Annotated in this window: 22 protein-coding genes and 6 tRNA genes; 16 read left to right on the top strand and 12 right to left on the bottom strand. The window is 59.1% G+C overall.

Translation table 11 applies throughout. From position 1 onward, the window contains the following. Positions 1-48 precede the first annotated feature (48 nt). Complete coding sequence (locus tag AO240_RS18905; protein WP_058413525.1) at positions 49-981, top strand: ABC transporter ATP-binding protein; 933 nt, start codon at positions 49-51, stop codon at positions 979-981. Further along, entirely contained in the window at positions 978-1,757 is a 780-nt protein-coding gene (locus AO240_RS18900; protein ID WP_099238269.1) for an ABC transporter permease, read from the top strand. Before AO240_RS18905 ends, AO240_RS18900 begins: the two co-directional genes overlap by 4 nt. Before the next feature lie 94 nt (positions 1,758-1,851). Here the strand turns inward: AO240_RS18900 and AO240_RS18895 are convergent, their stop codons facing one another. Continuing rightward, the gene (locus tag AO240_RS18895) at positions 1,852-2,397 is read right to left on the bottom strand and encodes a TetR/AcrR family transcriptional regulator (protein WP_099238267.1); all 546 of its coding nucleotides are present in this window, start codon (positions 2,395-2,397) and stop codon (positions 1,852-1,854) included. A 91-nt stretch (positions 2,398-2,488) separates the two neighbouring features. On the opposite strand from AO240_RS18895, the gene AO240_RS18890 reads away from it, so the two are divergent. The 3 genes from AO240_RS18890 to AO240_RS18880 all read left to right on the top strand — a co-directional run bounded on the left by AO240_RS18890 (position 2,489) and on the right by AO240_RS18880 (position 6,896). Next, complete coding sequence (locus tag AO240_RS18890) at positions 2,489-3,676, top strand: MFS transporter (protein WP_099238265.1); 1,188 nt, start codon at positions 2,489-2,491, stop codon at positions 3,674-3,676. Positions 3,677-3,790: 114 nt separating this feature from the next. Beyond that, positions 3,791-4,939 carry a TDT family transporter gene (locus AO240_RS18885; protein WP_099238263.1) on the top strand — a complete coding sequence of 383 codons (1,149 nt, stop codon included), beginning with the start codon at positions 3,791-3,793 and terminating at the stop codon, positions 4,937-4,939. Between the two features lie 82 nt (positions 4,940-5,021). Next, complete coding sequence (locus AO240_RS18880) at positions 5,022-6,896, top strand: MFS transporter (protein ID WP_099238261.1); 1,875 nt, start codon at positions 5,022-5,024, stop codon at positions 6,894-6,896. Between the two features lie 108 nt (positions 6,897-7,004). Here AO240_RS18880 and sugE read toward each other — a convergent pair whose 3' ends face one another. From sugE to rdgC, 3 genes are all read right to left on the bottom strand, one after another. After that, positions 7,005-7,319: a quaternary ammonium compound efflux SMR transporter SugE gene (sugE, locus tag AO240_RS18875; RefSeq protein ID WP_099238259.1), complete on the bottom strand. Its 315-nt coding sequence runs from the start codon at positions 7,317-7,319 to the stop codon at positions 7,005-7,007. A gap of 106 nt (positions 7,320-7,425) precedes the next feature. Further along, the gene (locus tag AO240_RS18870) at positions 7,426-8,391 is read right to left on the bottom strand and encodes a bile acid:sodium symporter family protein (RefSeq protein WP_099238257.1); all 966 of its coding nucleotides are present in this window, start codon (positions 8,389-8,391) and stop codon (positions 7,426-7,428) included. A gap of 83 nt (positions 8,392-8,474) precedes the next feature. Continuing rightward, on the bottom strand, positions 8,475-9,395 hold the full coding sequence (gene rdgC, locus AO240_RS18865; RefSeq protein WP_058413533.1) for a recombination-associated protein RdgC: 921 nt from the start codon (positions 9,393-9,395) through the stop codon (positions 8,475-8,477). 159 nt (positions 9,396-9,554) lie between these two features. On the opposite strand from rdgC, the gene AO240_RS18860 reads away from it, so the two are divergent. The 6 genes from AO240_RS18860 to AO240_RS18835 all read left to right on the top strand — a co-directional run bounded on the left by AO240_RS18860 (position 9,555) and on the right by AO240_RS18835 (position 10,248). Then, a tRNA-Val gene (locus AO240_RS18860) sits at positions 9,555-9,630 on the top strand. A 19-nt stretch (positions 9,631-9,649) separates the two neighbouring features. Next, a tRNA-Asp gene (locus AO240_RS18855) sits at positions 9,650-9,726 on the top strand. Positions 9,727-9,901: 175 nt separating this feature from the next. Continuing rightward, positions 9,902-9,977 (top strand) — tRNA-Val (locus AO240_RS18850). A gap of 16 nt (positions 9,978-9,993) precedes the next feature. Further along, a tRNA-Val gene (locus tag AO240_RS18845) sits at positions 9,994-10,069 on the top strand. A 19-nt stretch (positions 10,070-10,088) separates the two neighbouring features. Then, a tRNA-Asp gene (locus AO240_RS18840) sits at positions 10,089-10,165 on the top strand. Between the two features lie 6 nt (positions 10,166-10,171). Beyond that, positions 10,172-10,248 (top strand) — tRNA-Asp (locus AO240_RS18835). A gap of 159 nt (positions 10,249-10,407) precedes the next feature. Here AO240_RS18835 and AO240_RS18830 read toward each other — a convergent pair. Continuing rightward, positions 10,408-11,541, bottom strand: coding sequence for a catalase family protein (locus tag AO240_RS18830; RefSeq protein WP_371918655.1), 1,134 nt, complete (start codon positions 11,539-11,541; stop codon positions 10,408-10,410). Positions 11,542-11,570: 29 nt separating this feature from the next. Further along, a complete protein-coding gene (locus AO240_RS18825; protein ID WP_099238254.1) occupies positions 11,571-13,379 on the bottom strand; it encodes a di-heme-cytochrome C peroxidase in 1,809 nt (602 codons plus the stop codon). Positions 13,380-13,659: 280 nt separating this feature from the next. On the opposite strand from AO240_RS18825, the gene AO240_RS18820 reads away from it, so the two are divergent. The 4 genes from AO240_RS18820 (at position 13,660) to AO240_RS18805 (ending at position 16,017) form a co-directional block, all read left to right on the top strand. Next, positions 13,660-14,400, top strand: coding sequence for an FKBP-type peptidyl-prolyl cis-trans isomerase (locus AO240_RS18820; RefSeq protein ID WP_058413536.1), 741 nt, complete (start codon positions 13,660-13,662; stop codon positions 14,398-14,400). A gap of 358 nt (positions 14,401-14,758) precedes the next feature. Then, positions 14,759-15,217: a YkvA family protein gene (locus AO240_RS18815; RefSeq protein WP_099238252.1), complete on the top strand. Its 459-nt coding sequence runs from the start codon at positions 14,759-14,761 to the stop codon at positions 15,215-15,217. A 93-nt stretch (positions 15,218-15,310) separates the two neighbouring features. Further along, complete coding sequence (locus AO240_RS18810; RefSeq protein ID WP_099238250.1) at positions 15,311-15,649, top strand: helix-turn-helix transcriptional regulator; 339 nt, start codon at positions 15,311-15,313, stop codon at positions 15,647-15,649. Continuing rightward, the gene (locus tag AO240_RS18805) at positions 15,646-16,017 is read left to right on the top strand and encodes a hypothetical protein (protein ID WP_005786715.1); all 372 of its coding nucleotides are present in this window, start codon (positions 15,646-15,648) and stop codon (positions 16,015-16,017) included. Before AO240_RS18810 ends, AO240_RS18805 begins: the two co-directional genes overlap by 4 nt. Here the strand turns inward: AO240_RS18805 and AO240_RS18800 are convergent. Together AO240_RS18800 and AO240_RS18795 are read right to left on the bottom strand one after the other, a co-directional pair. Beyond that, entirely contained in the window at positions 16,014-17,783 is a 1,770-nt protein-coding gene (locus AO240_RS18800) for a bifunctional diguanylate cyclase/phosphodiesterase (protein WP_099238289.1), read from the bottom strand. The two genes, AO240_RS18805 and AO240_RS18800, sit on opposite strands and share 4 nt — an antisense overlap. Before the next feature lie 118 nt (positions 17,784-17,901). Next, positions 17,902-19,983 carry a carboxy terminal-processing peptidase gene (locus AO240_RS18795; RefSeq protein WP_177445843.1) on the bottom strand — a complete coding sequence of 694 codons (2,082 nt, stop codon included), beginning with the start codon at positions 19,981-19,983 and terminating at the stop codon, positions 17,902-17,904. 138 nt (positions 19,984-20,121) lie between these two features. Between AO240_RS18795 and AO240_RS18790 the strand changes: the two genes are divergently transcribed. Next, positions 20,122-21,084 (top strand): zinc-binding dehydrogenase, encoded by a 963-nt coding sequence (locus tag AO240_RS18790; RefSeq protein WP_099238246.1) that lies wholly within the window; start codon positions 20,122-20,124, stop codon positions 21,082-21,084. 684 nt (positions 21,085-21,768) lie between these two features. Here the strand turns inward: AO240_RS18790 and AO240_RS18785 are convergent. Genes AO240_RS18785 through AO240_RS18770 form a run of 4 tightly spaced genes read right to left on the bottom strand, consistent with a single transcriptional unit; the run spans position 21,769 to position 25,060 of the window. Next, positions 21,769-22,422, bottom strand: coding sequence for an HAD family phosphatase (locus AO240_RS18785; protein ID WP_058413541.1), 654 nt, complete (start codon positions 22,420-22,422; stop codon positions 21,769-21,771). A 28-nt stretch (positions 22,423-22,450) separates the two neighbouring features. Beyond that, positions 22,451-23,440: an ABC transporter ATP-binding protein gene (locus AO240_RS18780; protein ID WP_099238244.1), complete on the bottom strand. Its 990-nt coding sequence runs from the start codon at positions 23,438-23,440 to the stop codon at positions 22,451-22,453. Then, a complete protein-coding gene (locus tag AO240_RS18775) occupies positions 23,437-24,237 on the bottom strand; it encodes an ABC transporter permease (RefSeq protein WP_099238242.1) in 801 nt (266 codons plus the stop codon). The genes AO240_RS18780 and AO240_RS18775 overlap by 4 nt, the downstream gene beginning before the upstream one ends. Continuing rightward, positions 24,224-25,060 carry an ABC transporter permease subunit gene (locus tag AO240_RS18770; protein ID WP_177445842.1) on the bottom strand — a complete coding sequence of 279 codons (837 nt, stop codon included), beginning with the start codon at positions 25,058-25,060 and terminating at the stop codon, positions 24,224-24,226. The genes AO240_RS18775 and AO240_RS18770 overlap by 14 nt, the downstream gene beginning before the upstream one ends. Between the last annotated feature and the right edge of the window lie 3 nt (positions 25,061-25,063).

Genomic DNA, 25,063 nt, shown 5'->3' with positions numbered 1-25,063 from the left:
GCGCCCTCGTCTACTCTTTTCATTCCCTTCTTTGGTGCGTATTCCGATATGAGTTCCGCTCTGTCCATCCGGCAGTTAACCAAAACCTACGGCAACGGTTTCCAGGCCCTGAGTGGTATCGATCTGGATGTTGCCGAAGGTGACTTCTTCGCCTTGCTCGGCCCTAACGGTGCAGGCAAATCCACCACCATCGGCATCCTTTCCACGCTGGTCAACAAGACCAGCGGCACGGTCAATATCTTCGGTCATGACCTGGATAAATCCCCGGCGGCGCTGAAGCGTTCGATCGGCGTGGTGCCGCAGGAATTTAACTTCAACCAGTTCGAAAAGACCTTCGACATCGTGGTGACCCAAGCCGGTTACTACGGCATCCCGGCGAAAATCGCCAATGAACGCGCCGAGCAGTACCTGACCCAATTGGGCCTGTGGGACAAGCGCGATGTGCCTTCGCGTTCGTTGTCGGGTGGCATGAAGCGCCGCCTGATGATCGCCCGCGCGCTGGTGCATGAGCCGCGCCTGTTGATTCTCGATGAGCCCACCGCCGGCGTAGACATTGAACTGCGCCGCTCGATGTGGACCTTTCTCACCGAGCTGAACGAGAAGGGCATCACCATCATCCTCACCACCCATTACCTGGAAGAGGCTGAGCAGTTGTGCCGCAACATCGGCATCATCGACCACGGCACCATTGTCGAGAACACCAGCATGCGTAACCTGCTGGGCCAGTTGCATGTGGAAACCTTTTTGCTCGACCTGAAAAACAACCTGTCGGTGCCGCCGCAGTTGCTCGGCTACCCGAGCCGCCTGATCGACAGCCACACGCTGGAAGTTCAGGTGGACAAAGCCATGGGCATCACCGCGTTGTTCAGCCAGTTGGCAACCCAGAACATTGAGGTGCTGAGCCTGCGTAACAAAACCAATCGCCTTGAGGAGTTGTTCGTGTCACTCGTGGAGAAAAATCTGGCGAAGGTGGCGGTATGAATTCCGAACTGCAACCCAACCTTGTCGCGCTGCAAACCATCGTCTATCGCGAAGTGAAACGCTTTACCCGGATCTGGCCGCAAACGTTGCTGCCGCCGGCGATCACCATGGTGTTGTACTTTGTGATCTTCGGTAACTTGATCGGTCGCCAGATCGGCGACATGGGTGGTTTCACCTACATGGAGTACATCGTGCCGGGGCTGATCATGATGTCGGTGATCACCAACTCCTACGGCAATGTGGTCTCCAGCTTCTTCGGCAGCAAGTTCCAGCGTTCGATTGAAGAGCTGATGGTGTCGCCGGTATCGCCACACACTATTTTGATCGGCTACACATTGGGCGGTGTGCTGCGTGGCTTGATGGTCGGCGTGATTGTGACCTTGCTGTCGCTGTTCTTCACTCACCTGCAAGTGCATCACCTTGGGGTCACGATTCTGGTGGTGGTACTGACCGCGACGATCTTTTCGTTGCTGGGTTTTATCAATGCTGTGTTTGCGCGCAACTTCGATGATATTTCGATCATCCCGACGTTTGTGCTGACGCCGCTGACGTACTTGGGCGGGGTGTTTTACTCGATTACCTTGTTGCCGCCGTTCTGGCAGACCGTGTCGTTGGCCAACCCGGTGTTGCACATGGTGAACGCGTTCCGCTACGGCATTTTGGGTGTGTCGGACATCAAGATCAGCGTGGCGATCACGTTCATGCTCGTGGCCACCGTGGTGCTGTATGTGGGATGCGCGCGGTTGCTGGTGAGTGGGCGCGGGATGCGCACATAATCAGTCGTGTGTGCTGATGTGAAAAACGGCCTCTTTCTGAGGCCGTTTTTTTTGGGGAATACATATCCGTTACCCAAATAACGGATACGCACCTTCAGCTCCCAAGCGCCAACTCAATCAGCACGTCCAGCTCCTCAACCTTCAGTGGCACCGTCGAAAACAAAATACGAAACACCGTCGGCGCCGCGAGCAGATTGATCAAGTGGTCCACGCTCGGCGGTGGGGGCGTGGCGTGCGGGTAACGATCAACAATCGTCTGCAACTGCCCACTCAAAATGCTCACGCAATAGCCGGGCGTCTGGCTGCATTGCACATCGCGCATCATGTTGCGACCCGGCTCCGAATTCATCTCATCCAGATACTGCTCCGCCCAGGCGCGCAAATCACCGTGCAAGCTGCCGGTGTTGGCCGGCTCACTGTCCGGGCGCAAACGTTGCAGGGCCACATCGGCGAGCAGGGCGGAAAGGTCGCCCCAGCGCCGGTAGATGGTCGACGGTGTGACGCCTGCGCGCGCAGCAATCATCGGCACCGTGACGCTGGAACGCTCGTAGGCTTCCAGCAATTCGCGCGTCGCGCTGTGGACTGATTCTTGAACCCGGGCACTACGACCCCCCGGGCGGAGGCCTTCTTTAATCGCCATGCCTAAAACCTTAACACAAAGAATTTGCTTTAAGCGTTCGCCGGTAGCACACTGCGCAAAAGCAAAATATTAGCTTTAGCGGAGTGTGTGCATGTCTAGCGTAGCGTCTCAACGGTCCAACCTGGCATTTCTGGTGATCACGGTGTTGACCTTCCTCGCCGCGTCCAGTGCGCCGACGCCGCTGTATCAGGTGTATCAGGACCACCTGCAGTTTTCGGCGGCGATGCTGACGGTGATCTTTGGCGTGTATGCCGTGAGCTTGCTGGCCGCGCTGTTGACCGTGGGTTCGCTGTCGGATTACGTGGGGCGCAAGCCGGTGATTTTCGCCGCTTTGCTGCTGAATATGCTGGCGATGTTGCTGTTTATCAATGCCGACAGCAGCGCCTGCCTGATTGCCGCGCGCGCCCTGCAAGGTTTCGCGACAGGCATGGCCACGGCGGTGCTGAGTGCGACCTTGCTCGACACCGACCGCCTGCGCGGCCCGATGCTCAATAGCCTGGCGCCGTTGTTGGGCATGGCCAGTGGCGGCCTCGGCAGCGGATTGCTGGTGGAATTCGCGCCAAGGCCGACTCAATTGATCTACTTCACGATGCTCGGGTTGATGCTGCTGCAAATGCTCTATGTGTTTCGCCTGCCGGAAACCGTCAGCCGTATACCGGGTGCCTTGAAGTCGCTGGCGCCGACCCTGCATGTGCCCGCGCAAGCACGGCGTGCATTGTGGTTGGCAATGCCGTTGAATGTAGCGGTGTGGGCGCTGGGCGGGTTTTTTTCATCGCTGGCGCCTTCGCTGGTGCGGGCGGCCACCGGTTCGACCTCGCACCTGATCGGCGGCGGGCTGGTCGCGGTCGTGACCTTGAGTGGCGCGGTGATGATCTACAGCCTCCGCGACCGCCCGGCAGACAAGGTCATGCGCCTGTCGGCCGTCCTGTTGGCCGCAGGCGTGGCGTTGTTGCTGGTTGCCGTACAAAGTGCCAGCCTGTGGCTGTTCTTTGTCGCCAGTGTGATCGCCGGTTTGGGTTTCGGCGGCGGCTTCATGGGCAGTATTCGCAGCATCGTGGGGCTGGCGTTGCCGCATGAGCGGGCAGGTTTGATGTCGGCGTTTTATGTGTTCAGCTACTTGGCGTTCTGCTTGCCGGCGCTGCTGGCGGGGAACCTCAGCCGGGTGTTTGGCCTTATCGTCACGACCGATGCTTTTGGCGCCGTGCTGATCGTGTTGGCGCTCGCAGCCCTGGCCGGTTTACTGCGGCAGGGTTCGACGCGGAGCAGGGCGGCGGTGTAGCCACTGTCTGTATATTGGTAAAGTAGATAACGGTTAGAGATATTACCCGTTATATAGATATTCGATCGAGTTCTAAGATGCTCCCAACCTCATGCGAGGAAGAGGATCGTCATCATGACCTGCATCAACAGCATCAGTTACAAACCCTTCAGTCACCTGACCCGTCCCCGGGAAGTGATTCGCCAGTTCACCCCCAACTGGTTTGCCGCGACCATGGGCACCGGCGTGCTGGCGCTGGCCTTGGCGCAGTTGCCGAATCGCCTGCCCGGCGTGTATGCGACTGCCGAAGGCTTGTGGCTGCTCGCCCTTGGCCTGTTTGTGTTGTTCAGCGTGTTGTATGCCGCCCGTTGGCTGATGTTCTTCGACGAGGCGCGACGCATTTTCGGCCACTCCACGGTGTCGATGTTTTTCGGTACGATCCCCATGGGCCTGGCGACGATTCTCAACGGCTTGCTGGTGTTTGGTCTGCCGCGTTGGGGCAGTGATGTGCTGCCGTTGGCTGAAGTTTTATGGTGGCTGGATGTAGCGATGGCCATGGCCTGCGGCGTGCTGATACCGTTCATGATGTTCACCCGCCAGGCGCACAGCATCGACCAGATGACCGCCGTGTGGTTGCTGCCGGTGGTCGCGGCTGAAGTCGCCGCTGCCAGCGGTGGCCTGCTCGCGCCGCACCTGGCCGACGCCCATTCGCAACTGGTCATGCTGGTGACCAGCTACGTGCTGTGGGCGTTTTCGCTGCCGGTGGCGTTCAGCATCCTGACCATTCTGATGCTGCGCATGGCCTTGCATAAACTGCCGCACGCCAACATGGCCGCGTCGAGCTGGCTGGCCCTGGGGCCTATCGGCACCGGCGCGTTGGGCATGTTGTTGCTGGGGGGCGACGCACCGGCGATCTTTGCCGCCAACGGCTTGCCCGGCGTGGGTGAAATTGCCAATGGCCTGGGGCTGGTGGCGGGCATCACCCTGTGGGGCTTCGGCTTGTGGTGGATGCTGATCGCGGTATTGATCACCCTGCGTTACCTGCGCGGCGGTATCCCGTTCAACTTGGGCTGGTGGGGTTTTACCTTCCCCTTGGGGGTTTACGCCTTGGCCACGTTGAAGCTCGCGAGCGTGTTGCACCTGAGTTTCTTCAGCCTGTTGGGCAGTGTGCTGGTGGTGGTGTTGGCGCTGATGTGGTTGATCGTTGCCACGCGCACCGTGCAGGGCGCGTACAAAGGCGAGCTTTTTGTATCGCCTTGTATTGCAGGACTAGGGAATAAGTAAGCGGGATTAGGTAAAGTCGCGGCTGACTTTCTATAACAGCCTAAAGGCAATAACAGTCTCGGGCCACCCAGGAACACGGACGATGAGCCACCCCTCGCAATTTACCTTGCTGCGTACACGGCGCTTTCTGCCGTTTTTCATCACCCAATTGCTCGGCGCCTTCAACGACAACATCTTCAAGCAATCGCTGATCCTCGCGATTCTTTACAAGCTCACCATCGACGGCGATCGCTCGATCTGGGTCAACCTGTGTGCCTTGCTGTTTATCCTGCCGTTCTTTCTGTTCTCGGCGCTGGCCGGGCAATTCGGCGAAAAATTCAACAAGGACGCGTTGATCCGCGCGATCAAGGTCGGCGAAATCGTGATCATGAGCGTCGGCGCCGCAGGCTTCCTGCTCAATCATTTGGAGCTGATGCTGCTGGCGCTGTTCGCCATGGGCACTCACTCGGCGCTGTTCGGCCCGGTGAAGTACTCGATCATGCCGCAGGCGCTGCACGACGATGAGCTGGTGGGCGGCAACGGCCTGGTCGAGATGGGCACATTTTTGGCGATCCTGGCCGGCACCATTGGCGCCGGCATCATGATGTCGACCACCGATTACGCGCCGGTGGTGGCGGTCGCGATTGTCGGCGTGGCGGTGTTGGGTTATGTGGCCAGCCGCAGTATTCCACGCGCGGCGGCGTCGACGCCGCAACTGCGTATTAACTGGAATATTTTCAGCCAATCCTGGGCCACCTTGCGTATGGGCCTTGGGCAGACGCCCGCCGTGTCGCGCTCGATTGTCGGCAACTCGTGGTTCTGGTTCGTTGGCGCGATCTACCTCACGCAGATCCCTGCGTACGCCAAGGAGTGGCTGTACGGCGACGAAACCGTGGTAACGCTGATCCTCACGGTGTTCTCGGTGGGCATCGCGCTGGGCTCAATGCTGTGCGAAAAGCTCTCCGGTCGCAAAGTGGAAATCGGCCTGGTGCCGTTCGGCTCGTTTGGCCTGACCGTGTTTGGCCTGTTGCTGTGGTGGCATTCCGGCGGCCTCCCGCAGAATGTGCAGGCTAACGACTGGCTGGCGGTACTCGGCTACGGCGAGGCCTGGTGGGTGTTAGTCGATATTCTGGGTTTGGGCGTGTTTGGCGGCTTTTATATTGTGCCGCTGTACGCGCTGATCCAGTCGCGCACCGCCGAGAACGAGCGTGCCCGCGTGATCGCCGCCAACAACATTCTCAACGCGCTGTTCATGGTGGTGTCGGCCATCGTGACGATCCTGCTGCTGAGCGTCGCCAAGCTGTCGATTCCCGAGTTGTTCCTGGTGGTGTCGCTGCTCAACATCGCGGTGAATGCCTACATCTTCAAGATCGTCCCCGAGTTCAGCATGCGCTTCATGATCTGGCTGCTCAGCCATTCCATGTACCGCGTGGAGCATCGCAATTTGGCGCTGATTCCGGATGAAGGCGCGGCCTTGCTGGTGTGCAACCACGTGTCGTTTGTGGATGCGCTGTTGATTGGCGGCGCGGTGCGTCGGCCGATTCGTTTTGTCACGTACTACAAAATCTATAATTTGCCGGTGCTCAACTTTATCTTCCGCACGGCCGGCGCGGTTCCGATTGCCGGGCGTCACGAAGATATTCAGATCTACGAAAAGGCCTTCACGCGAATCGCTCAGTACCTGAAAGACGGCGAGTTGGTGTGCATCTTCCCGGAAGGCAAGTTGACCACCGATGGCGAGATGAATGAGTTCCGCGCAGGCGTAACGCGCATTCTGGAAGAAACGCCGGTGCCGGTGATTCCGCTGGCGTTGCAAGGGTTATGGGGCAGTTTTTTCAGCCGCGATCCGAACAAGGGCGTGTTTCGTCGTATCTGGTCGCATGTCACGTTGGTGGCGGGTGAACCGGTTGGGCCAGAGGCGGCGACGCCTGCGCATTTGCAGGAAAGGGTAGGGGCGTTGCGCGGGAGTGTCAGGTAGTTTTTTGTTGAATGTGCCGGCCTCATCGGGAGCAAGCCCCCTCCCACTTTTGATGTGTGAATACATTCAAAATGTGGGAGGGGGCTTGCTCCCGATGACGGCAGTGGCCTAGGTGCTGATCTTGAGCCCTATGAGCCCGCAAATAATCAACGCCACACTCGCCAATCTAAACAACGCCATGGATTCGCCAAACAGGATAATCCCGGCGATCACGGTGCCCACGGCACCCACGCCGGTCCAGATGGCATAGGCGGTGCCCAGCGGCAGTTCCTTCATGGCCAGCCCCAACAGGCCGAGGCTGATGGCCATTGCGGCAATTGTCAGGGCGGTGGGCAGTGGTTTGCTGAAACCGTCGCTGTACTTCAAGCCAACGGCCCAGCCGACTTCAAACAACCCGGCAAAAAACAGAATGATCCAGGACATGATGACCTCCTATCGATAGGTGGGGTCGTCCCCTGAATAAACGGTTTAGAGCATCGCGGGGTCGTCCCCGCGACGCTCGGTAGAGTGCCGACTATTGATCAAACGATCAAGTTTCAGGCGTGTTCTGCAAAATGCGGCGGTCTTCTTTTTCGCTCATGCGGCGGAAATAAGTCGACAGCAGGGCGCCGGAAATATTGTGCCAAACGCTGAACAGCGCACTCGGCACCGCCGCTAATGGCGAAAAGTGCGCGCTGGCCAACGCGGCGCCGAGCCCGGAGTTCTGCATGCCGACTTCCAGCGCCAGTGACTTGCGCTGCGCCAGTGGCAGCTTGAACACGCGGCCGGTGAAGTAGCCCAGCAGGTAGCCGAAGCTGTTGTGCAGTATCACCACGGCCATGATCAGCAGGCCGGACTCGGCAATCTTCGCCTGGCTGGCGGCAACCACCGCCGCGACGATAATCACGATGCTCACCACCGATACCAGCGGCAGCACGTCCACGGCATGGCGCACCCGCGCGCCGAGCACACGTTGCGCCGCCACGCCGAGCACGATCGGCAGCAGCACCACTTGCAGGATCGACCAGAACAATTCCAGGAACGACACCGGCAGCCAGGCCGACGCGAGCAGCCAGATCAATGCCGGCGTCAGCAGCGGGGCGAGCAACGTAGTCACGGCGGCGATGGCCACCGACAGCGCGAGGTCGCCTCGCGCCAGCCAAGTCATCACGTTGGAAGAAGTGCCGCTTGGGCAGCAGCCTACCAGGATCACGCCGACGGCAATTTCCGGCGGCAGGTGAAAGGCTTGGCAGAGCAGCCAGGCCACGCCCGGCATGATCACAAAATGCGCGACCACGCCGAGGGCCACACGCCAGGGGTGGCGGGCGACCTCGGCGAAGTCTTCAAGTTTGAGGGTCAGCCCCATGCCGAACATCACCAAACCCAGCAGTGGCACGATGGCGCTTTTGAGGCCACTGAACCAGCCAGGCTCGAAGAAGGCGAGCACCGCAAAAATCAACACCCAGTAGGCGAAGGTATTGCCGACGAAGCGGCTCAGGGCGGCGAGTGCGCGCATGGGGATGTCCTTGTTATTGGTTAAGTTGCAAACCCAATCAACGGTGGGAGCAAGCTGCTCCCACAGGTTGAACATCACATGGGTTAGATGCCCTGCGGGGTTTCTTCGCCGCCCAGTGCTTCGATCAATGCCGGCAGGAACTCGCCGAACGTCAGCATCATCAGGGTAAAGCTCGCGTCCAGTTGGCCCAGCGCTTCTTCACCGCCGTCCTGTTCCGCCTGGTCTTGCAGCAGGTCTTCGAACTTCAGGCGCTTGACGGTCATTTTGTCGTCGAGCATGAAGGACAGCTTGTCCTGCCAGGCCAGCGACAATTGCGTCACGACTTTGCCGGTGGTCAGGTGCAGCTGGATTTCTTCGCCGGTCAGGTCCTGGCGTTTGCAACGCACGATGCCGCCATCTTCGTGGGTGTCGCGCAGTTCGCACTCGTCGAGGACGAAAAAGTCATCGGCGGGTTTCTGGGTGGTGACCCAGTCGGTCATGATCGCGGTAGGTGCGGTTTTCACCGTGAGTGGGCGTACCGGCAGGGTGCCGATCACTTCACGCAGCGTCGACAGCAGGTCTTCGGCGCGCTTTGGGCTTGCCGAGTTGACCAGGATCAAGCCTTGTTTCGGCGCGATGGCGGCGAAGGTCGAGGAGCGACGAATAAACGCGCGCGGCAGGAAGGCCTGGATGATTTCATCCTTGATCTGGTCGCGCTCCTTTTTATAGACCTTGCGCATTTGCTCGGCCTCGATCTCTTCGACTTTCTCTTTCAGTGCGTCACGCACCACGCTGCCCGGCAGAATACGTTCTTCCTTGCGCGCGGCGATCAGCAGGAAGTCACCGCTGACGTGAACCAGGGGAGCGTCTTCACCTTTACCAAAAGGCGCGACGAAACCGTAAGTGGTCAACTCCTGGCTGGCGCAAGGGCGCGCCAGTTTGGTGGCCATTGCCGCTTCCAACGCCTCGGCATCAACAGGCAGATCTTGGGTCAGGCGATAGATAAGCAGGTTCTTGAACCACATGGGGTGAGTCTCTCCTTTATACAAAGGGGGGCATTATTCTCTTGATAACGCCTGAGGCCAACCCTGCCTAAGCCATTGGAAGGGCTGAAAAAAAAGATTTAAGAAAGTGCTTGCCAGAGCTTGGGTCGCTCCGTAGAATGCGCGCCACACCGAAACGAAGGGTGATTAGCTCAGCTGGGAGAGCATCTGCCTTACAAGCAGAGGGTCGGCGGTTCGATCCCGTCATCACCCACCATTCGCTTCATGTGTTACGCGCAGCGGTAGTTCAGTCGGTTAGAATACCGGCCTGTCACGCCGGGGGTCGCGGGTTCGAGTCCCGTCCGCTGCGCCATATTCGGTCATCTGGAACGCTGAACGCCAGGTAACCTGAAAAAGCCCGCTTAACCGCGGGCTTTTTTTTGTCCGAAATACGCCAAAAACTCGTGCATCTATTTTTTTTGAATAAATTTCATTTAAATCAAGACATTACGATTTTTTGGTGTATGATGCGCCCACACCGAAACGAAGGGTGATTAGCTCAGCTGGGAGAGCATCTGCCTTACAAGCAGAGGGTCGGCGGTTCGATCCCGTCATCACCCACCATCCACACCGAAACGAAGGGTGATTAGCTCAGCTGGGAGAGCATCTGCCTTACAAGCAGAGGGTCGGCGGTTCGATCCCGTCATCACCCACCATTCGCTTCATGTGTTACGCGCAGCGGTAGTTCAGTCGGTTAGAATACCGGCCTGTCACGCCGGGGGTCGCGGGTTCGAGTCCCGTCCGCTGCGCCATATTTCGCAGCGGTAGTTCAGTCGGTTAGAATACCGGCCTGTCACGCCGGGGGTCGCGGGTTCGAGTCCCGTCCGCTGCGCCATATTTGGTCACCTGGAACACTGAACGCCAGGTAACCTGAAAAAGCCCGCTCATCGAGCGGGCTTTTTTTCGTCTGCGATTTATCGATTGGGCTTTTTTCTGCGCGGCTCAATAGGCCCTACGCGATCCTTACTGCGCCGAGCCAATGCTTACGCACTCTTTACGGAGTATTGCGGCCGTGGCGGTAATCACTGATGGCTTCATACACGGCTTTACGCAAGCGGTTGATGCCGCCGATGGGGCGATGTTCTTCGACCCCGAACCAGGGGTTGAACGACTGGTTGTCGCACGCGAGGTTCAAGGCCGGTGTGTCGAAGTCCTGCGCAGGGATTTTCACCGTGGCCACGGTTTCGTAAGGCGCGTCGCTCTCCTTCCACTCGATGCTGGTGTCTTCGATTGGCATGAATTTCTGCGGGTTCTGCCGCTGTATCTGCAGCACGAAACACGCCGGCACGCGGTCGGTGGAGAGTTGCTGATTCAACGCGCTGCGCAGAAAATTCGGCAAGTCCTGGTTCTGTTTGGGCAGTTGGTATTGCGGGCAGCTTTGCGGGTCGGGCGCGACGCGGAACTTGGCGTTGGCCACGCCGAACTTGTACGGCGAAACCGAAAAGTAAGTGGCCTGCGTCGGGCTGGCTGGCGCAGGCGCCAAGGTCGCCAGGGCGATAAACAAGTGGCGCACCTGCCAACTGCGCGGGTCGGCCTTGGGGAAGAATGCCAACACTTTACTGCCGTCGGCTTGAGCGCCGATGTTCTGCGCGTACTCCGCCACATCGCTGACAAAAAAGTTCGCGTGACTGAACATCACGAAGTCCTGTTCCGTGCGCGTTTGCTGGTCGCCCATCAATTGTTTGCCGGGTACATCGAGCAGCTTCAGCGCCATGCCGCGCGCATCGCGGATGCTGTCGAATTGCGGGTAGGCATTACCGTTGGACAGGCGCATCAATGCTTGCCAGGTCTTGCCAGGCTCGGCGAATACACCCTGGCGCAGCGCCGGGTCGAGGTTCGTCAGCACGCTGACTTCGGCCTTCACACAGCCGTGCGCTTTGGCGTGGGCATCACGCAAATAGCGCGTGCCTTCGCGGTGCTGGTCGACGATACGCACCGCCGTTTGGATGATGCCCTGGGTCATGGCGGCTTCACCCGGCGGGACCTGCTCGGTGGGCGACACCGGGCCGCTGTGCTGCCAGGCAAACCAGGCCGTGGCGAGCAGCCAACCCAGCAACCCCAGGCCCACCAGCCACAGCAGGGTCTTGCCGAGAAACGCGCCGAGGCGCAGCCACAGACGAGCGAGCATTGAACCTTCCTTGTGTTGAGATCGGATAATCATGGCAACTGTTGCTCCAGCGGGCCGCCCAGCACTTTGAGGTATTCCAGCAGCGCCCAGCGTTCCTGCGGCAGCAAGCCACGGCCGATCACGCCATTGCCACGCGGGCCGGCACGAAATTCGTGGCCGCTGTTGTGGTTGCCGGTCAGGGTGGTATCGAACAGGAAGGCATTTTTGAACGCCTTGGTCTGGAAGCCCAAGTGCTGCGGGTCGTAGTCGAAGGTGCCTTTATAGAAGGTGACGCTGCGCTCGTCCTGAGGCGAGAGCAGTTGATAAATCGTCGGCACCGAGCCGTTGTGCAGGAACGGCGGGGGGGGCCCCACGCCCGCCAGTGGCCGCGCCTTGTACGCACGCAATTCACGCACGCCGATGGGCAAGCCGTAGCCGTTCAGGCGCGGGCGTTCGGCCGGGGTTACACCGGCGGCGCGGTAGGCATGGTCTTCGACGAAGGCGGTGACGTAGGCCAAACCCTGCGCCACCGAGAGTGCGTGCAGGTCCAGCGGTGCGGTCGGCGCCGGGTGCAGGTCGACGTCCAGCTCGGCCAATTGCGCCGGGTCCCATTGCAGGGCGCTGAGGTCATAGCGCTGATCGGCAATGTTGTTGGCGGCGCTGGGGTCGGTGCCGATGTACGCTACGGGCAGCATCTTCAGTTGCTGCACCGGGCGACCGTTGACCTGGCTGACGGGCGGCACATGGCAACCGGCGCAGTGCTCGGCAAACAGCGCGCGGCCTTGCGCGGCAAGGGGCTTGTCGACGGCGCCGAACAAGTCTTGCGGCCACGTGGGCGGCTTCAGGCGTTGCAGGGTTTCTTCGATCAGGTTGAGGTCGCGTACGCGCACGCTGGACGGGTAGCGTGCGTCGCCCTGAAGCGGCTGGCCGGCGCTGTCGAAGAAGTCCAATGTGGCGCCGACGCCGAGCGCTTCACCAATATTGCGGGCCATGGGTTGTTCGGCCGAGCCGTTCCATTGCACCCAGTCGAAGGTCCAAATGTCCCACAGTTGCGGGTAGTCCACTGGCGCATTTGCCACGCGATAATTTTCTGGCGAAATGGCGTCGCCAAAGCTGGCGTTGGCGATGCGGCCAAACGCATCGGTGCGGCCCGGGCCTTCTTCAGTGGGGTAGAGGCCGCGGTGAGTGTCGTTCCAGGCGACTTTGAGGAACATGTCCAGCGACTGTTTGAAGTCTTTGCGAAGTTGGCTGTGCTCAGCGTCGTATCGATCACCCAGCACCTTGCGGGCAAAACGTTCGAACTTCCACGGGCTGTAGTAAGTACTGAACAGGCTGGCCACCAGGGCCTGGCCGAAACTGCCGCCGCGCAACGTGGGCACGCTAGAGGGCAGTACATGCTGGGCCGAGCCGCCGTCGATGCGCAAGGCTTGGCCGTTGAGATGCAGCTCGCCGGTGTGACAGGCGGCGCAGGTGATGTCCAGGTATTCAACCTGGCTGCCGGCATTAGCGTGTCGGGCGAAACCCACCGGCAGGTTGCCGGGGTTTTGCGCGGTGGGCGTTTGTTTGGGGTCGACCAGGAACCCGAAGCGTGCCAAGTACTCGGGCGCGGCAAAACGTTGTTGCGAAAACGGCAGTTCCAGGGCGGTGAACCAGTCGTAATGCAGGCCCTTGACCTGGGTGCCCTGGGGCGTGAAATAGTAGGTCTGGCGATCGGCCGCACTCCATTGTTCCTGGTAGTGCACCTGCTCTACAGGCAGGTAATCCGGCAGTTTTGGGTTGACGATGTAGTAGAGCACCACGGCGATTGTCAGGCCCAGTGCGGCCAATATCAGGATCAAAATACGGGAAAAAATGCGCAAGATAACTATCCTTGTGTAGGCCTTGTGCTGGCCTTGCCTTGGGCGTGTCGAGGCGTAGCGTTGTTATGCCACTGCGCCGCGAGTGCGGCAAGTGGCCATTAGTTCAGTTGCAAGTGGCCTCGCGATCCGTCGCGCAGGGCCGTGAACAATGAAAATGCTTTTAAACACGTGAACTTATCAGAAGTTTCCTGCTCAGATGCCGGTAGCCATTGGTCGTGGCCGCCTGATAAGCTCGCGACTTTATTCGAATGCCCTATTGGCGCATGAACAAGGAAATAGCATGAAACAGCATCGGTTGGCGGCGGCGGTGGCCCTGGTTAGCCTGGTACTTGCGGGTTGTGATTCGCAGACCAGCGTAGAGCTGAAAACCCCGGCGCAGAAAGCTTCCTACGGAATCGGCCTGAACATGGGCAAAAGCCTTGCTCAGGAAGGTATGGATGACCTGGACTCCAAAGCGGTAGCCCAAGGTATCGAAGATGCCGTCGGCAAGAAAGAACAGAAGCTGAAAGACGACGAACTGGTTGAAGCGTTTGCCGCACTGCAGAAGCGTGCTGAAGAACGCATGACCAAAATGAGTGAAGAGTCGGCAACCGCCGGCAAAAAATTCCTCGAAGACAACGCCAAGAAAGACGGCGTAGTTACCACTGCTTCCGGTCTGCAGTACAAGATCGTGAAGAAGGCCGACGGCGCTCAGCCCAAGCCGACCGACGTGGTGACGGTTCACTACACCGGCAAACTCACCAACGGCACCACCTTTGACAGCTCCGTGGATCGCGGTAGCCCGATTGACCTGCCGGTCAGCGGCGTGATTCCGGGTTGGGTTGAAGGCCTGCAACTGATGCATGTTGGCGAGAAGGTCGAGTTGTACATCCCGTCCGACCTGGCTTACGGCGCACAGAGCCCGAGCCCGGCTATTCCAGCCAACTCGGTGCTGGTGTTTGACCTGGAACTGCTCGGCATCAAGGACCCAGCCAAGGCTGAAGCCCCTGACGCACCTGCTGCGCCAGCCGCCAAGCAGTAATCGGCGACTGAACATACAACGCCCCGTTTCGACGGGGCGTTGTTGTTTCTGGCGTCTGCATAATCCATCTGTCGATGGTTTACTCGCTAAAACGTTTCAGCCGCCGCACTAAAGCCCCGGCAAATCCAAACGAACGTCCGTATTCTGAAACAGTCTGATATAAGACCTGAGCATGGCTAGCCGCACAGCGGTGGCAAGTCAATGATTTCTTGGGTTTTTTTGATGTGCACAAAAAACGCCCGATCTGACTGAAAGCCTTATAACCCGTGGCTTTCAGACAATAAAACAGGCTCTGTTCACAAGGTTATCCACAATTTGTGTGGATAACCTTTTCTGTCGCCTGGAACTGGAGTGACGAATGAAACCACCCTTCAATTTCACCCGTTTCTTGCCGATGGCCGCTCGCTTGCTTGGCCGTGGGCGTCTGCCGACGTTGCTGTTTGCGGTCGCCGCCAAAGGCTCGAGCCAAGGCAATCGCTTGGGCAAGCTCAAGGATGACCTTAAGTTGCTTCAGTCGTTGTGCCTGGCCTACTGGCGTGGCGAATACCGCGTGATCAGCCCCAAGGCGTTGCTCTCGGTGGTGGCGGGGCTGATGTACTTCCTCAGCCCGATTGACGCGATTCCGGATTTTATTCCGGTGTTCGGTATGCTCGATGACATCGCCGTACTGGCGTGGGTCATGAAGACCCTGGAAGGTGAACTGAGCGCGTTTCGTGCCTGGCGCGACGCCCAGCGCCCGGAAAAGCTCGCCGTGGTTGAGCGCCTTCCTGCGACGCCTGCGCTGCTGGAGCAGGAAAACCCGCAAAAAAAAGCCTGACGAGGCTATCGTCCTGCGACCTTTATGCCGGTTAGGATTACACTCCTAAGGAAAGGGCTTACTTAGTGAGTGGTGTAATCCTACGGGGCATTCATGGATATTCAGATAATTTCACGCGATGGCGAACCCGAGTACGCGGTGTTGCCATGGGATCAGTACCAGGCGCTGCTAAAAGCTGCCGGTCAGCAACAACCTGCATCAAAGCCATCCACCATTGCCCAAGGCGCTCCCGATCAGGTTTTGCGCGCGCTCGCAGACCTGCGCGGCTTGCGTGAAGCCAAGGGGCTGGCCATAGAAACACTGGCCCGCACCGTGGGAATCAGCCCTTCGTATCTGGGTTTGATTGAAAGTGGTGAACGCCAGCCGGATGCCGCCATTCGCCGCAGCCTGGCCTGGGAATTGGGCGTTGCCGGTTGGAGGGATGAGTCTTGAGCCTACGTATCAGCCGTCAACACTGGGATGGGTTGCTCAACGAACTGGACCAGGCGCGTCGCCAGCGCCATCTGCTGACCTACCGCGCGCTGCTGGAGCGTCTGCAATTTCCTACGCCGGCGATGCAAACCCTCGCTGCCGCGCTTGAACACCTGGCCGCGCTGGACGCCAAAGCCGAGCAGCCGCTGCGCAGCTCGCTGGTCATCAGCCAAGGCGCGAGCCGCCTGCCGCGCACCGGTTTCTTTGAATGTGTGGAGCGACTGGGGCGTTTCAGCGGGCCGTCCGATGGTGTGGCCGCCGCGTCCTGGCACGCCTCAGAGGTGGTCAGGGTGTTCGAATACGAATACCCGGAGTCGGCCGAGGCCTAAAGCGTCTGCGGCAGCATGGCCATGCTGTCGATCACGTGGATGCTGTAGCCAGCCACGTTCTTGGCATGGTGCTTGGCCTGCGATGCCAGCTCTGCTAACTGGCTGGCATCGAGTTGTCCACAGGCCTGTGGATATAAATGCACCACGCCGATCGACAGTGACAGCAACGCGAATTCCTGACGCACGCCCTGGCGGTTCAACGCGACAAAGCAGCCGGCGTCGAGGTGTTCGGCGCGGTAAAAGCGCCGACATTGGGTGTGAAAGTCATCCAGCAGTTGGTTGAGCCGTTTGCGCCAATCCTGCGGGCCGAGCACCAGCAAAAAATCATCGCCACCGATATGCCCGACGAAGTCACGGCTGGGGTCGACCCGATCGTTAAGGCACTGTGCCAGGCACAGCAACACTTCATCCCCGCGCCCGTAGCCGTATATATCGTTAAACGGCTTGAAACTGTCTATATCCACGTAGCAGATCACCGACTCGCGTTGTTGCTGCAGCAGGCGCGTCAGGCATTGCTGAATCGGTACGTTGCCCGGTAGCAAGGTCAGCGGGTTGGCGTAACGCGCCTGCTGGATCTTCACTTCGGTGATCAGCTTGAGCACATCGATTACCCGGCCCAAGCCCAAGTAGTCACCGTTGAGCGTGATGATGAAGTCTTCTTCAATCCGTTGCCGCGCGCGGCTGGTCAACAGGCGGCTGACTTGTTGCAGGGATTGGCTCAACTCCACCGCCAGAAAATCAGCACTCATCAGGCGGCTGATGGGTTTGCGCGCGAACAGGTCGGTGCCGAACGGTTTGAGCAGCACATCCGATAACGAATGCCGGTGCACGATGCCGATCGGGTGGCCGCGTTTATCCAGGACTGCCAGCGAATTGAGGTTGGCTTGGCGCCGGAACGCTTCGAGTACCTGGGCGGTGGCGGTGTCCTGATCGACGGCCGGTTGTTCGTTGAGCAGCGCGCTGAGGTCAGTGCCTTCGTCACTGAGCGCGAGGTTGGCGGTGTCGGGCTTGGGCAGCATTTGGCGCGCTTCCTGCGGCGGGTGTTCCTGCGGACGACACAGCAAGTAACCCTGAACCAGATCGACGCCCATCTCCGTCAACACCGCCAGTTCTTCGGGCAGCTCGATGCCCTCGGCAATCACTTGAGCGCGCGACGCCCGGGCAATCTGCAGGATGGAGCCGACAAATTCGCGCTTGAGTGCATCCTGATGGATGCCGTCGATAAAATGCCGATCAATTTTCACGTAATCCGGGCGCAGCTCCGACCATAAACGCAGGCTGGAATAGCCGGCACCCAAGTCATCCAGGGCAATCGCGAAGCCCATGTCGCGGTAATGATGCAAGGCGGTTTGCAGTAAGTCGAAATCGTCGGTGGGCGTTTGCTCGGTGAGTTCGATCACCACTTGGCTGGGCGCAATACCGAAGTCGCGCAGCAGTTGCAGGGTGCGCCCAGGTTGGTGCGCCGTCTCCATCAGCGACTCCGGCGAGATATTCAGGAACAGCTTGCCGGGTAATTTCTGTGCGCTGAAACGTCGACAGGCACTTTCGCGGCAGGCCATTTCCAGTTCGCTCAAGCGCCCGGCATGGCTGGCCACCGAGAACAACGCGACGGGGGAGTGCAGCGGGCTGTTGGACGGGCCACGGCTGAGGGCTTCGTAGCCGAGGATACTGCGGTCAGAAAGGCAGATGATCGGTTGGAACAGGCTGTACAAACTGCCTTGAGCCAAGATAGAGCCCAATGCATTCAGCTGTTCGGTCATGGTCATGGCGATCTCGATCGAAAAAAAAGGATCGCAGGCCTCAAGCCTGCGATCCTTCATTTCACGACAGAATGATGTCTATATGATGACACTCCGAGGAGCGATCACATTAAATCGCCATCATTTACTGCTTGGCCACCTGTTTACTGATTTTCAGGTAGTCCAGCAGTATCCGGCCAGTCTCGGCCAGGTAGGCGTCGTCTTCCGGCTTGGTTTTTTCCGCCTCGGTCGGCAGCGCATCTTCATCTTCTTTCTTCAGCTCTTTGAGCGGGTCTTCACCCTTGGCCTTGCGGCGGGTGTTTTCCAGCACCAGTTGCTGATTCTCGATGTCGGTGTGCTGTGCACGACGGTCCGCTTCGTTGAGGCTGACGGTTTTTTCTTCCATCAGCTTCTTGGCCAAGGCCAGTTTGTCGCGGATGAACACGAACTCGGCATCCTTGGCGGAGCGTGCGTCGTGGTCAGCTTTCAATTGCGTGATGAACGGCTTGAACGGGTCCGACGCCGGTTTGATCGCAGGGCGGATGGTGTCCCACGGCATGGCTTCGGGCAGGGCGCTTTCGCCGATTTCCTTGGTGTCGATGATCGACGGGAAATCAACGTCCGGCAGCACGCCTTGATGCTGGGTGCTCTGCCCGGAAACCCGGTAGAACTTGGCCAGCGTCAGCTTGAGTTCGCCATGGTTGAGCGGCTGAATGGTCTGCACGGTGCCTTTGCCGAAGGTCTGCCCGCCAATGATCAGCGCGCGGTGGTAGTCCTGCATGGCGCCGGCAAAAATCTCCGAGGCCGAGGCCGAAAGACGGTTGACCAACAACGCCATCGGGCCTTTGTAGAAGGCACCCGGGTTCTCGTCTTCGAGCACGTCGACACGGCCGTCAGCGTTGCGTACCAACACGGTCGGGCCTTTGTCGATAAACAGGCTGGTCAGCTCGGTGGCTTCCTGCAGGGAACCGCCGCCGTTGTTGCGCAGGTCGATGACCACGCCGTCGACTTTTTCCTTCTGCAGCTCAGTCAGGATTTTTTTAACGTCGCGGGTGGTGCTCTTGTAGTCCGGGTCGCCGGCACGGAAGGCCTTGAAGTCCAGGTAGAAGGCGGGAATTTCAATCACGCCCAGCTTGTAGTCCTTGCCATCCTGCTTGAGGTTAAGGACTTTCTTCTGTACGGCCTGATCTTCGAGCTTCACCGCTTCACGGGTGATCGACACGATCTTGCTGGTCTGGTCGTTCGGTGCATTGGTGTGCGGAATCACTTCCAGGCGCACCACGCTGCCTTTCGGCCCACGGATCAGCTTGACGACTTCGTCGAGGCGCCAGCCGACCACATCGACCATCTCTTTGTCGGCCTGGGCCACGCCGATGATCTTGTCAGCCGGGGCAACCTGCTTGGTCTTGTCCGCCGGACCTGCCGGCACCAGACGCACGATTTTGACCTGGTCATTGTCGCTTTGCAGGACGGCACCGATGCCTTCCAGCGACAGACTCATGTTGATATCAAAATTTTCCGCGTTATCTGGCGACAGATAGTTGGTGTGCGGGTCGTAGGACATCGCGAAGGTGTTGATGTACGCCTGGAAGATGTCTTCGGCACGGGTCTGGTCCAGACGTGCCAACTGATTCTTGTAGCGCTTGGTCAACAGCTCTTGAATCGCCTTGGGCTCTTTGCCGGCGATCTTCAATCGCAGCACTTCGTCCTTGACGCGTTTGCGCCACAGATCATCAAGCGCGGCGGTGCTGGTCAGCCAAGGCGCGTCCTTGCGATCCACCAGAAGGGTTTCTTTCTGGGTGAAGTCGAGTTTGTCGACGCCTTTGTTCAGCTCGGCCAAGGCGAAATCCAGACGCGCTTTCACGCGGTCCAGGTAGCGCTTGTAGATGGTGAAGCTGGGCTGCAGGTCGCCGCTCTTTAAGAAGTCGTCGAACTGGGTCTTCCACTTGTCGAACTCAGCGATATCGCTGGCCAAAAAGTAGCTGCGCGACGGGTCCAGCAGCTTGAGGTAGCTGTCATAGATGATCACCGAGCGAGCGTCGTCCAGCGGCGGCTTGCTGTAGTGATGGCGCTTGAGCAACTCGACGACGTTAAGGCTCGCAATTACCTCATCGCGATCAGGCTGAAGGTTATCCCAGCTGTTGGCTGCGAACGTATTGGTCGACATCGACGCGAAGCCGAGACCAATGAAAAGAGCGAGGGCGGTACTGGGGAATAGATGCTTCATGCTGATTCGACGCGGGGGCAATTGATAACGCATATTAGGCCGTCTTTGAAGTCGCCGGTTCCATATGGGCCGGTCGCATAATGCAAAAAGCCCGCTGCTACAGCGACGGGCTCAGTCCAGAGTCACTATGGAGGCACTGTGAAAGCATTGCAAGGCGTGGAAGGTCATGTGGAGTGGTTAGAAGAGCCCAGTCCTACGTGCGATGTAGGCCAAGTTCGCATTCGTGTGGCGGCAGCGGGCCTTAATCGCGCCGATTTATTACAATGTGCGGGGCTTTATCCGCCACCGCCCGGCGCCAGCGCGGTGCTGGGTCTTGAGTGTGCAGGCGTGATCAGCGAAGTAGGGCCGGGCTCGTCCTGGCAGGTCGGCGATCGTGTCTGCGCGTTGCTGGCCGGCGGCGGCATGGCCGAAGAAGTGGTGGTGGACGCACGCCACGTGCTGGCGGTGCCGCCAGATTTTTCGCTCACCGAAGCGGCGGCGCTGCCTGAGGTGTACATCACGGCGTGGCTGAATGTGTTTCAGCTGGCAGGCCTTAAACCCGGTGAGAAAGTTCTGCTGCATGCCGGTGCGAGTGGCGTCGGCTCGGCGGCGATTCAATTGTGCAAGGTGTTTGGCAGCCCGTGCTGGGTCAGCGTCGGCTCGGCAGAGCGCCTGGCCTATTGCGAAGCACTCGGTGCCCAGGGCGGCGTGGTACGTACCGACGGCCTTGAAGCGCTGCGCGACTTCGGGCCGTTCGATGTCATCCTCGACCCGGTGGGCGCCAACTATGCCGCGTTGGACCTTAAACTGCTGGCCGTGGACGGGCGTTGGGTGCTGATCGGCTTGATGGGTGGCCGCGAAGCGCAGCTCGACCTCGCGCAGGTGTTGGGCAAACGCATTCAGTTGCTCGGCTCGACCTTGCGCAGCCGCAGTGATCAGTTCAAGGCCGACCTGTTCAGTGATCTGAGCCAGCATGTGTGGCCGCTGTTTGCTGAAGGCCGCCTGAGCCCGCAACTGGCCAAGACGTTCCCGATCAAGGACGCCGAGGCGGCGTTTGCCGAACTGGCAACCAATCAGATTTGTGGGAAGTTGGTGTTGGTGATTGACGAGAGCCTGAGCTGACTCCGGATTTGAGTTCAGCCCAGTGTGCCAAGTGGGGGAGGGGGCTTGCTCCCGATAGCGGAGTGTCAGGTGAAATATTCTTCACAGATACACTGCCATCGGGAGCAAGCCCCCTCCCACATTTGATTGAGTTTGCAGTTCAAAAATGCTCTGCCGGCTCCGGTGATTGATGAGGAACAGAACAGATCCCTGATTGGAATACAGTCAACTGTGGGAGGGGGCTTGCTCCCGATAGCGGAGTGTCAGGTGAAATATTCTTCACAGATACACTGCCATCGGGAGCAAGCCCCCTCCCACATTTGATTGAGTTTGCAGTTCAAAAATGCTCTTCCGGCTCCGGTGATTGATGAGGAACAGAGCTGATCCCGAATTGAAGTACAGTCCAGTGTGGGAGGGGGCTTGCTCCCGATAGCGGAGTGTCAGGTGAAATATTCTTCACAGATACACTGCCATCGGGAGCAAGCCCCCTCCCACATTTGATTGAGTTTGCAGTTCAAAAATGCTCTTCCGGCTCCGGTGATTGATGAGGAACAGAGCTGATCCCTGATTGAAATACAGTTAACTGTGGGAGGGGGCTTGCTCCCGATGGCGGAGTGTCAGGTGAAATATTCTTCACAGATACACTGCCATCGGGAGCAAGCCCTCTCCCACATTTGATTGGGTTTGCAGTTCAAAAATGGGTGGTCAGGTCCACTGGTGGATTGGCCAGCCGGCCTTCTCGGCGTGTTCGCGCAGCACCGGGTCCGGGTTTACTGCCTGCGGGTGATCGACCTTCAGCAGCAGCGGCAGATCATTGCGCGAGTCCGAGTAGAAGTACGCGCCGTCCAGCGTTTCACCGGTTTGCTCCAACCATGCCAGCAACCGGGTTATCTTGCCTTCACGGTAACTCAGTACGCCCACGGTACGGCCGCTGTACACGCCATGGCTGACGTCCAGGTCAATGCCCAGCACTTCATCAATACCGATGCGCGCCGCAATCGGTTTGACCAAGTGCGTGCCCGAAGCGGAAATCACCAAGACCCGGTCGCCATTGGCGCGGTGGCGGGCGATGGTCTTGGTGGCTTCGCTGTAGATCAGCGGCTCGATGATGTCCTCAACCCATGGCTCTACAAGGTGATCGATTTCTTCCGGCGTGCGGCCGATCATCGGCTCCAGGCTGAAGTCCATGAAATCTTCCATCAACAGCTTGCCTTGGCTGTAGGCGTCCATCAGCTCAACGTTCTTGCGCATGAACGACTCAGGGTCGACCCAGCCCAGGCGGCCCATTTGCTCGCTCCACAGGGTGGCGCAGTCGCCGTGGATCAGGGTGTCGTCCAGATCAAAAATTACCAATGCCATCCGTCATGCTCTCTCAATAAATCTTGCGTCAGGCTACTTCACACAACGCACTGGGGTCGATAGAAAGTGCCAGGCGCTGACCATCGGGGTGCAAATCGGCGGCCGAGCGGTTGAGCACATCGACCACCAGCTCCACGCCGCGTGCTTCGACGCGATAACGAATGACATTACCCAACAGGCTGTGGCTGCGCACCAATGCGTCGAGTTCGCCGCTACGGCTCAATTCGATGGCTTCCGGGCGAATTGCGATGCGCCCGCTGATCGGCCGTTGCAGCAACTGGCTGGCCTTGGCGGCATCGAGCAGGTTGTAGTTGCCGATAAACCCGGCGGCGAATACGTCTACTGGCGCGGTGTAGAGCGTCTCGGCATCGCCGCTCTGCACGATCTTGCCCTGGTTCATCAGGAAGATCCGGTCCGACATGGTCAGCGCTTCCTCCTGGTCGTGGGTCACGAAAATCGTGGTCAGCCCCAGCTCACGCTGGATCTGGCGGATTTGTTCGCGCAGGTGTTTGCGAATGCGTGCGTCCAGCGCCGACAACGGCTCATCCAGCAGCAACAGGCGCGGGCGCGTCACCAGGGAGCGTGCGAGCGCCACGCGCTGGCATTGGCCGCCGGACAACTGGTGCGGGTAGCGGCCCGCGAATTCTTTGAGTTCCACCAGTTGCAGCACTTCCTGCACACGTGTGTGGCTGTCGTCGGCATTGACCTTTTGCATACGCAGGCCAAACGCGACGTTCTGCTCCACGGTCATGTTGGGAAACAGCGCATAGCTTTGGAAGACCATGCCGATGTGGCGTTTTTGCGGGCTCAGAGGGACGATGTCCTGGCCCTCCAGCAGAATTTTGCCACCGTCTACCGACGTCAGCCCGGCGATGCAACGCAGCAAGGTCGACTTGCCGCAACCGGACGGGCCGAGCAGGGTGACGAATTCGCCCTTGGCGACCTCGCAGTTGATGTCACTGAACACCGGGGTGCCGGTGTAGCCTTTTTGCAGGTGTTGGACGCTGACGAAGCTCATTGGCTTTTGTCCTTGTTCAAGATGTTGGCGGCCCAGGTCAGCACCAGCACAAAGAAGAAATAGGAAATCACGATGGCGCTGGTGAAGTGGCCGCTGGTGTTGCGCATGTTGTTCAAGTACACCTGCAGGGTTTCGTAGCGGGTGCCCACGAGGATGTTGGCGAACACGAATTCACCGAACAGAAACGAGAACGACAACAGCAGCGCCACCATCAAGCCTTTGCGCAGGTTCGGCAGCACCACCAGGATCGCCGCCTGCCACGTGCTGGCGCCGAGCAGTTGCGAGGCGTCCATCAGGTCGCGCAGGTTGATCGCTTGCAGGTTGTTGGTGATCGCGCGGTACATGAACGGCAGCGCCACGGTGAAATAGCAGCCGATCAGAATCCACGGCGTGCCGACCATCGCCAGCGGCCCGGAGCCATAGAGTTGCAGCAAGCCCACCGATGACACCACCGGCGGTATGGCGAAGGGCAGCAAGATGAGGATGTTCATCAGCGCGTCGAGCTTTGGGAAGTGGTAATGCACCACGAACAACAGCGGCAGAATCAGCACCACCGACAGGATCAGCGCGCCCACGCACACCAGCAGCGACTGCCCGAAGGCCATCAAAAAGCGTGGGTCACTCCACAGTTGCACATACCATTTCAGGGTAAAACCCGCCGGCAGAATGGTCGCCGACCAACTGCTCGCGATGGAGTAGACAAAGGTGCCCACCAGCGGCAATACCAGGATCGCAAACAACACATACACCACTACCCGATGGTAGAGGGCGGCGGGGCTGGCTTCAGCGCGAGACATGGTAGCTCCTCTTGAGCAGCAGTTGATGCACCACGGTGACTACAGTCATCAGCGCCACCAGCACCACGGCCAGGGCACTGGCCATGTTCGGGTCCAGCGAGATGTCACCGGAGACCATCGCCGCGATGCGAATCGGCAGTACGTTGAAGTTGCCGGTCGTCAGCGCGTACACCGTGGCATAGGCGCCGAGGGCATTGGCCAGCAGGATGACGAAGGTGCCGAGCAGCGCCGGGGTCAGCACCGGCAGGCCGATATGCCGCCAGAACTGCCAGCCGCTGGCGCCGAGCAGCGAGGCCGATTCGCGCCAGTCTTCGCGCAGCGCGTCGAAGGCCGGGTAGAGCAGCAGCACGCCCAGTGGAATCTGAAAGTAGGTGTACAGAATGATCAACCCGGTTTTGGAGTACAGGTTGAAATCCTGAATGATCCCGGCCTGCTTGAGCATGATCGTGATGCTGCCGTTGAAGCCCAGCAAAATGATGAACGCGAAGGCCAGCGGCACGCCGGCAAAGTTGCTGGTCATGTTGGCGAACGCGGTCACGAAGTTGCGCAGCGGGCCATCCACGCGGCGCAGCGAATAGCTGCCAAGCACCGAGATGATGATCCCGAACACGCTGGAGTAGAAGCTGATTTCCAGGCTGTACTGGATGGCTTGCAGGTAGAACTTCGAGCTGAAGATTTTAGTGAAGTTGGCGAGGCCCCAGCCGAACTCTTCCGATTCCAGGCTGTTGATCAACACCCACCCCAACGGGGCAATTTCAAACACGATAAAAAACAGCGCAAATGGCACCAGGCACAACAGTGCCAGCCATTTGCTTCGGGTCATTGC

This window comes from Pseudomonas sp. ICMP 460, assembly GCF_002723595.1.
Taxonomy (GTDB): Bacteria; Pseudomonadota; Gammaproteobacteria; order Pseudomonadales; family Pseudomonadaceae; genus Aquipseudomonas; species Aquipseudomonas kitaguniensis.
Note: the sequence above shows the minus strand (reverse complement) of the source record. Positions and strands in the feature narration are given on the sequence as shown.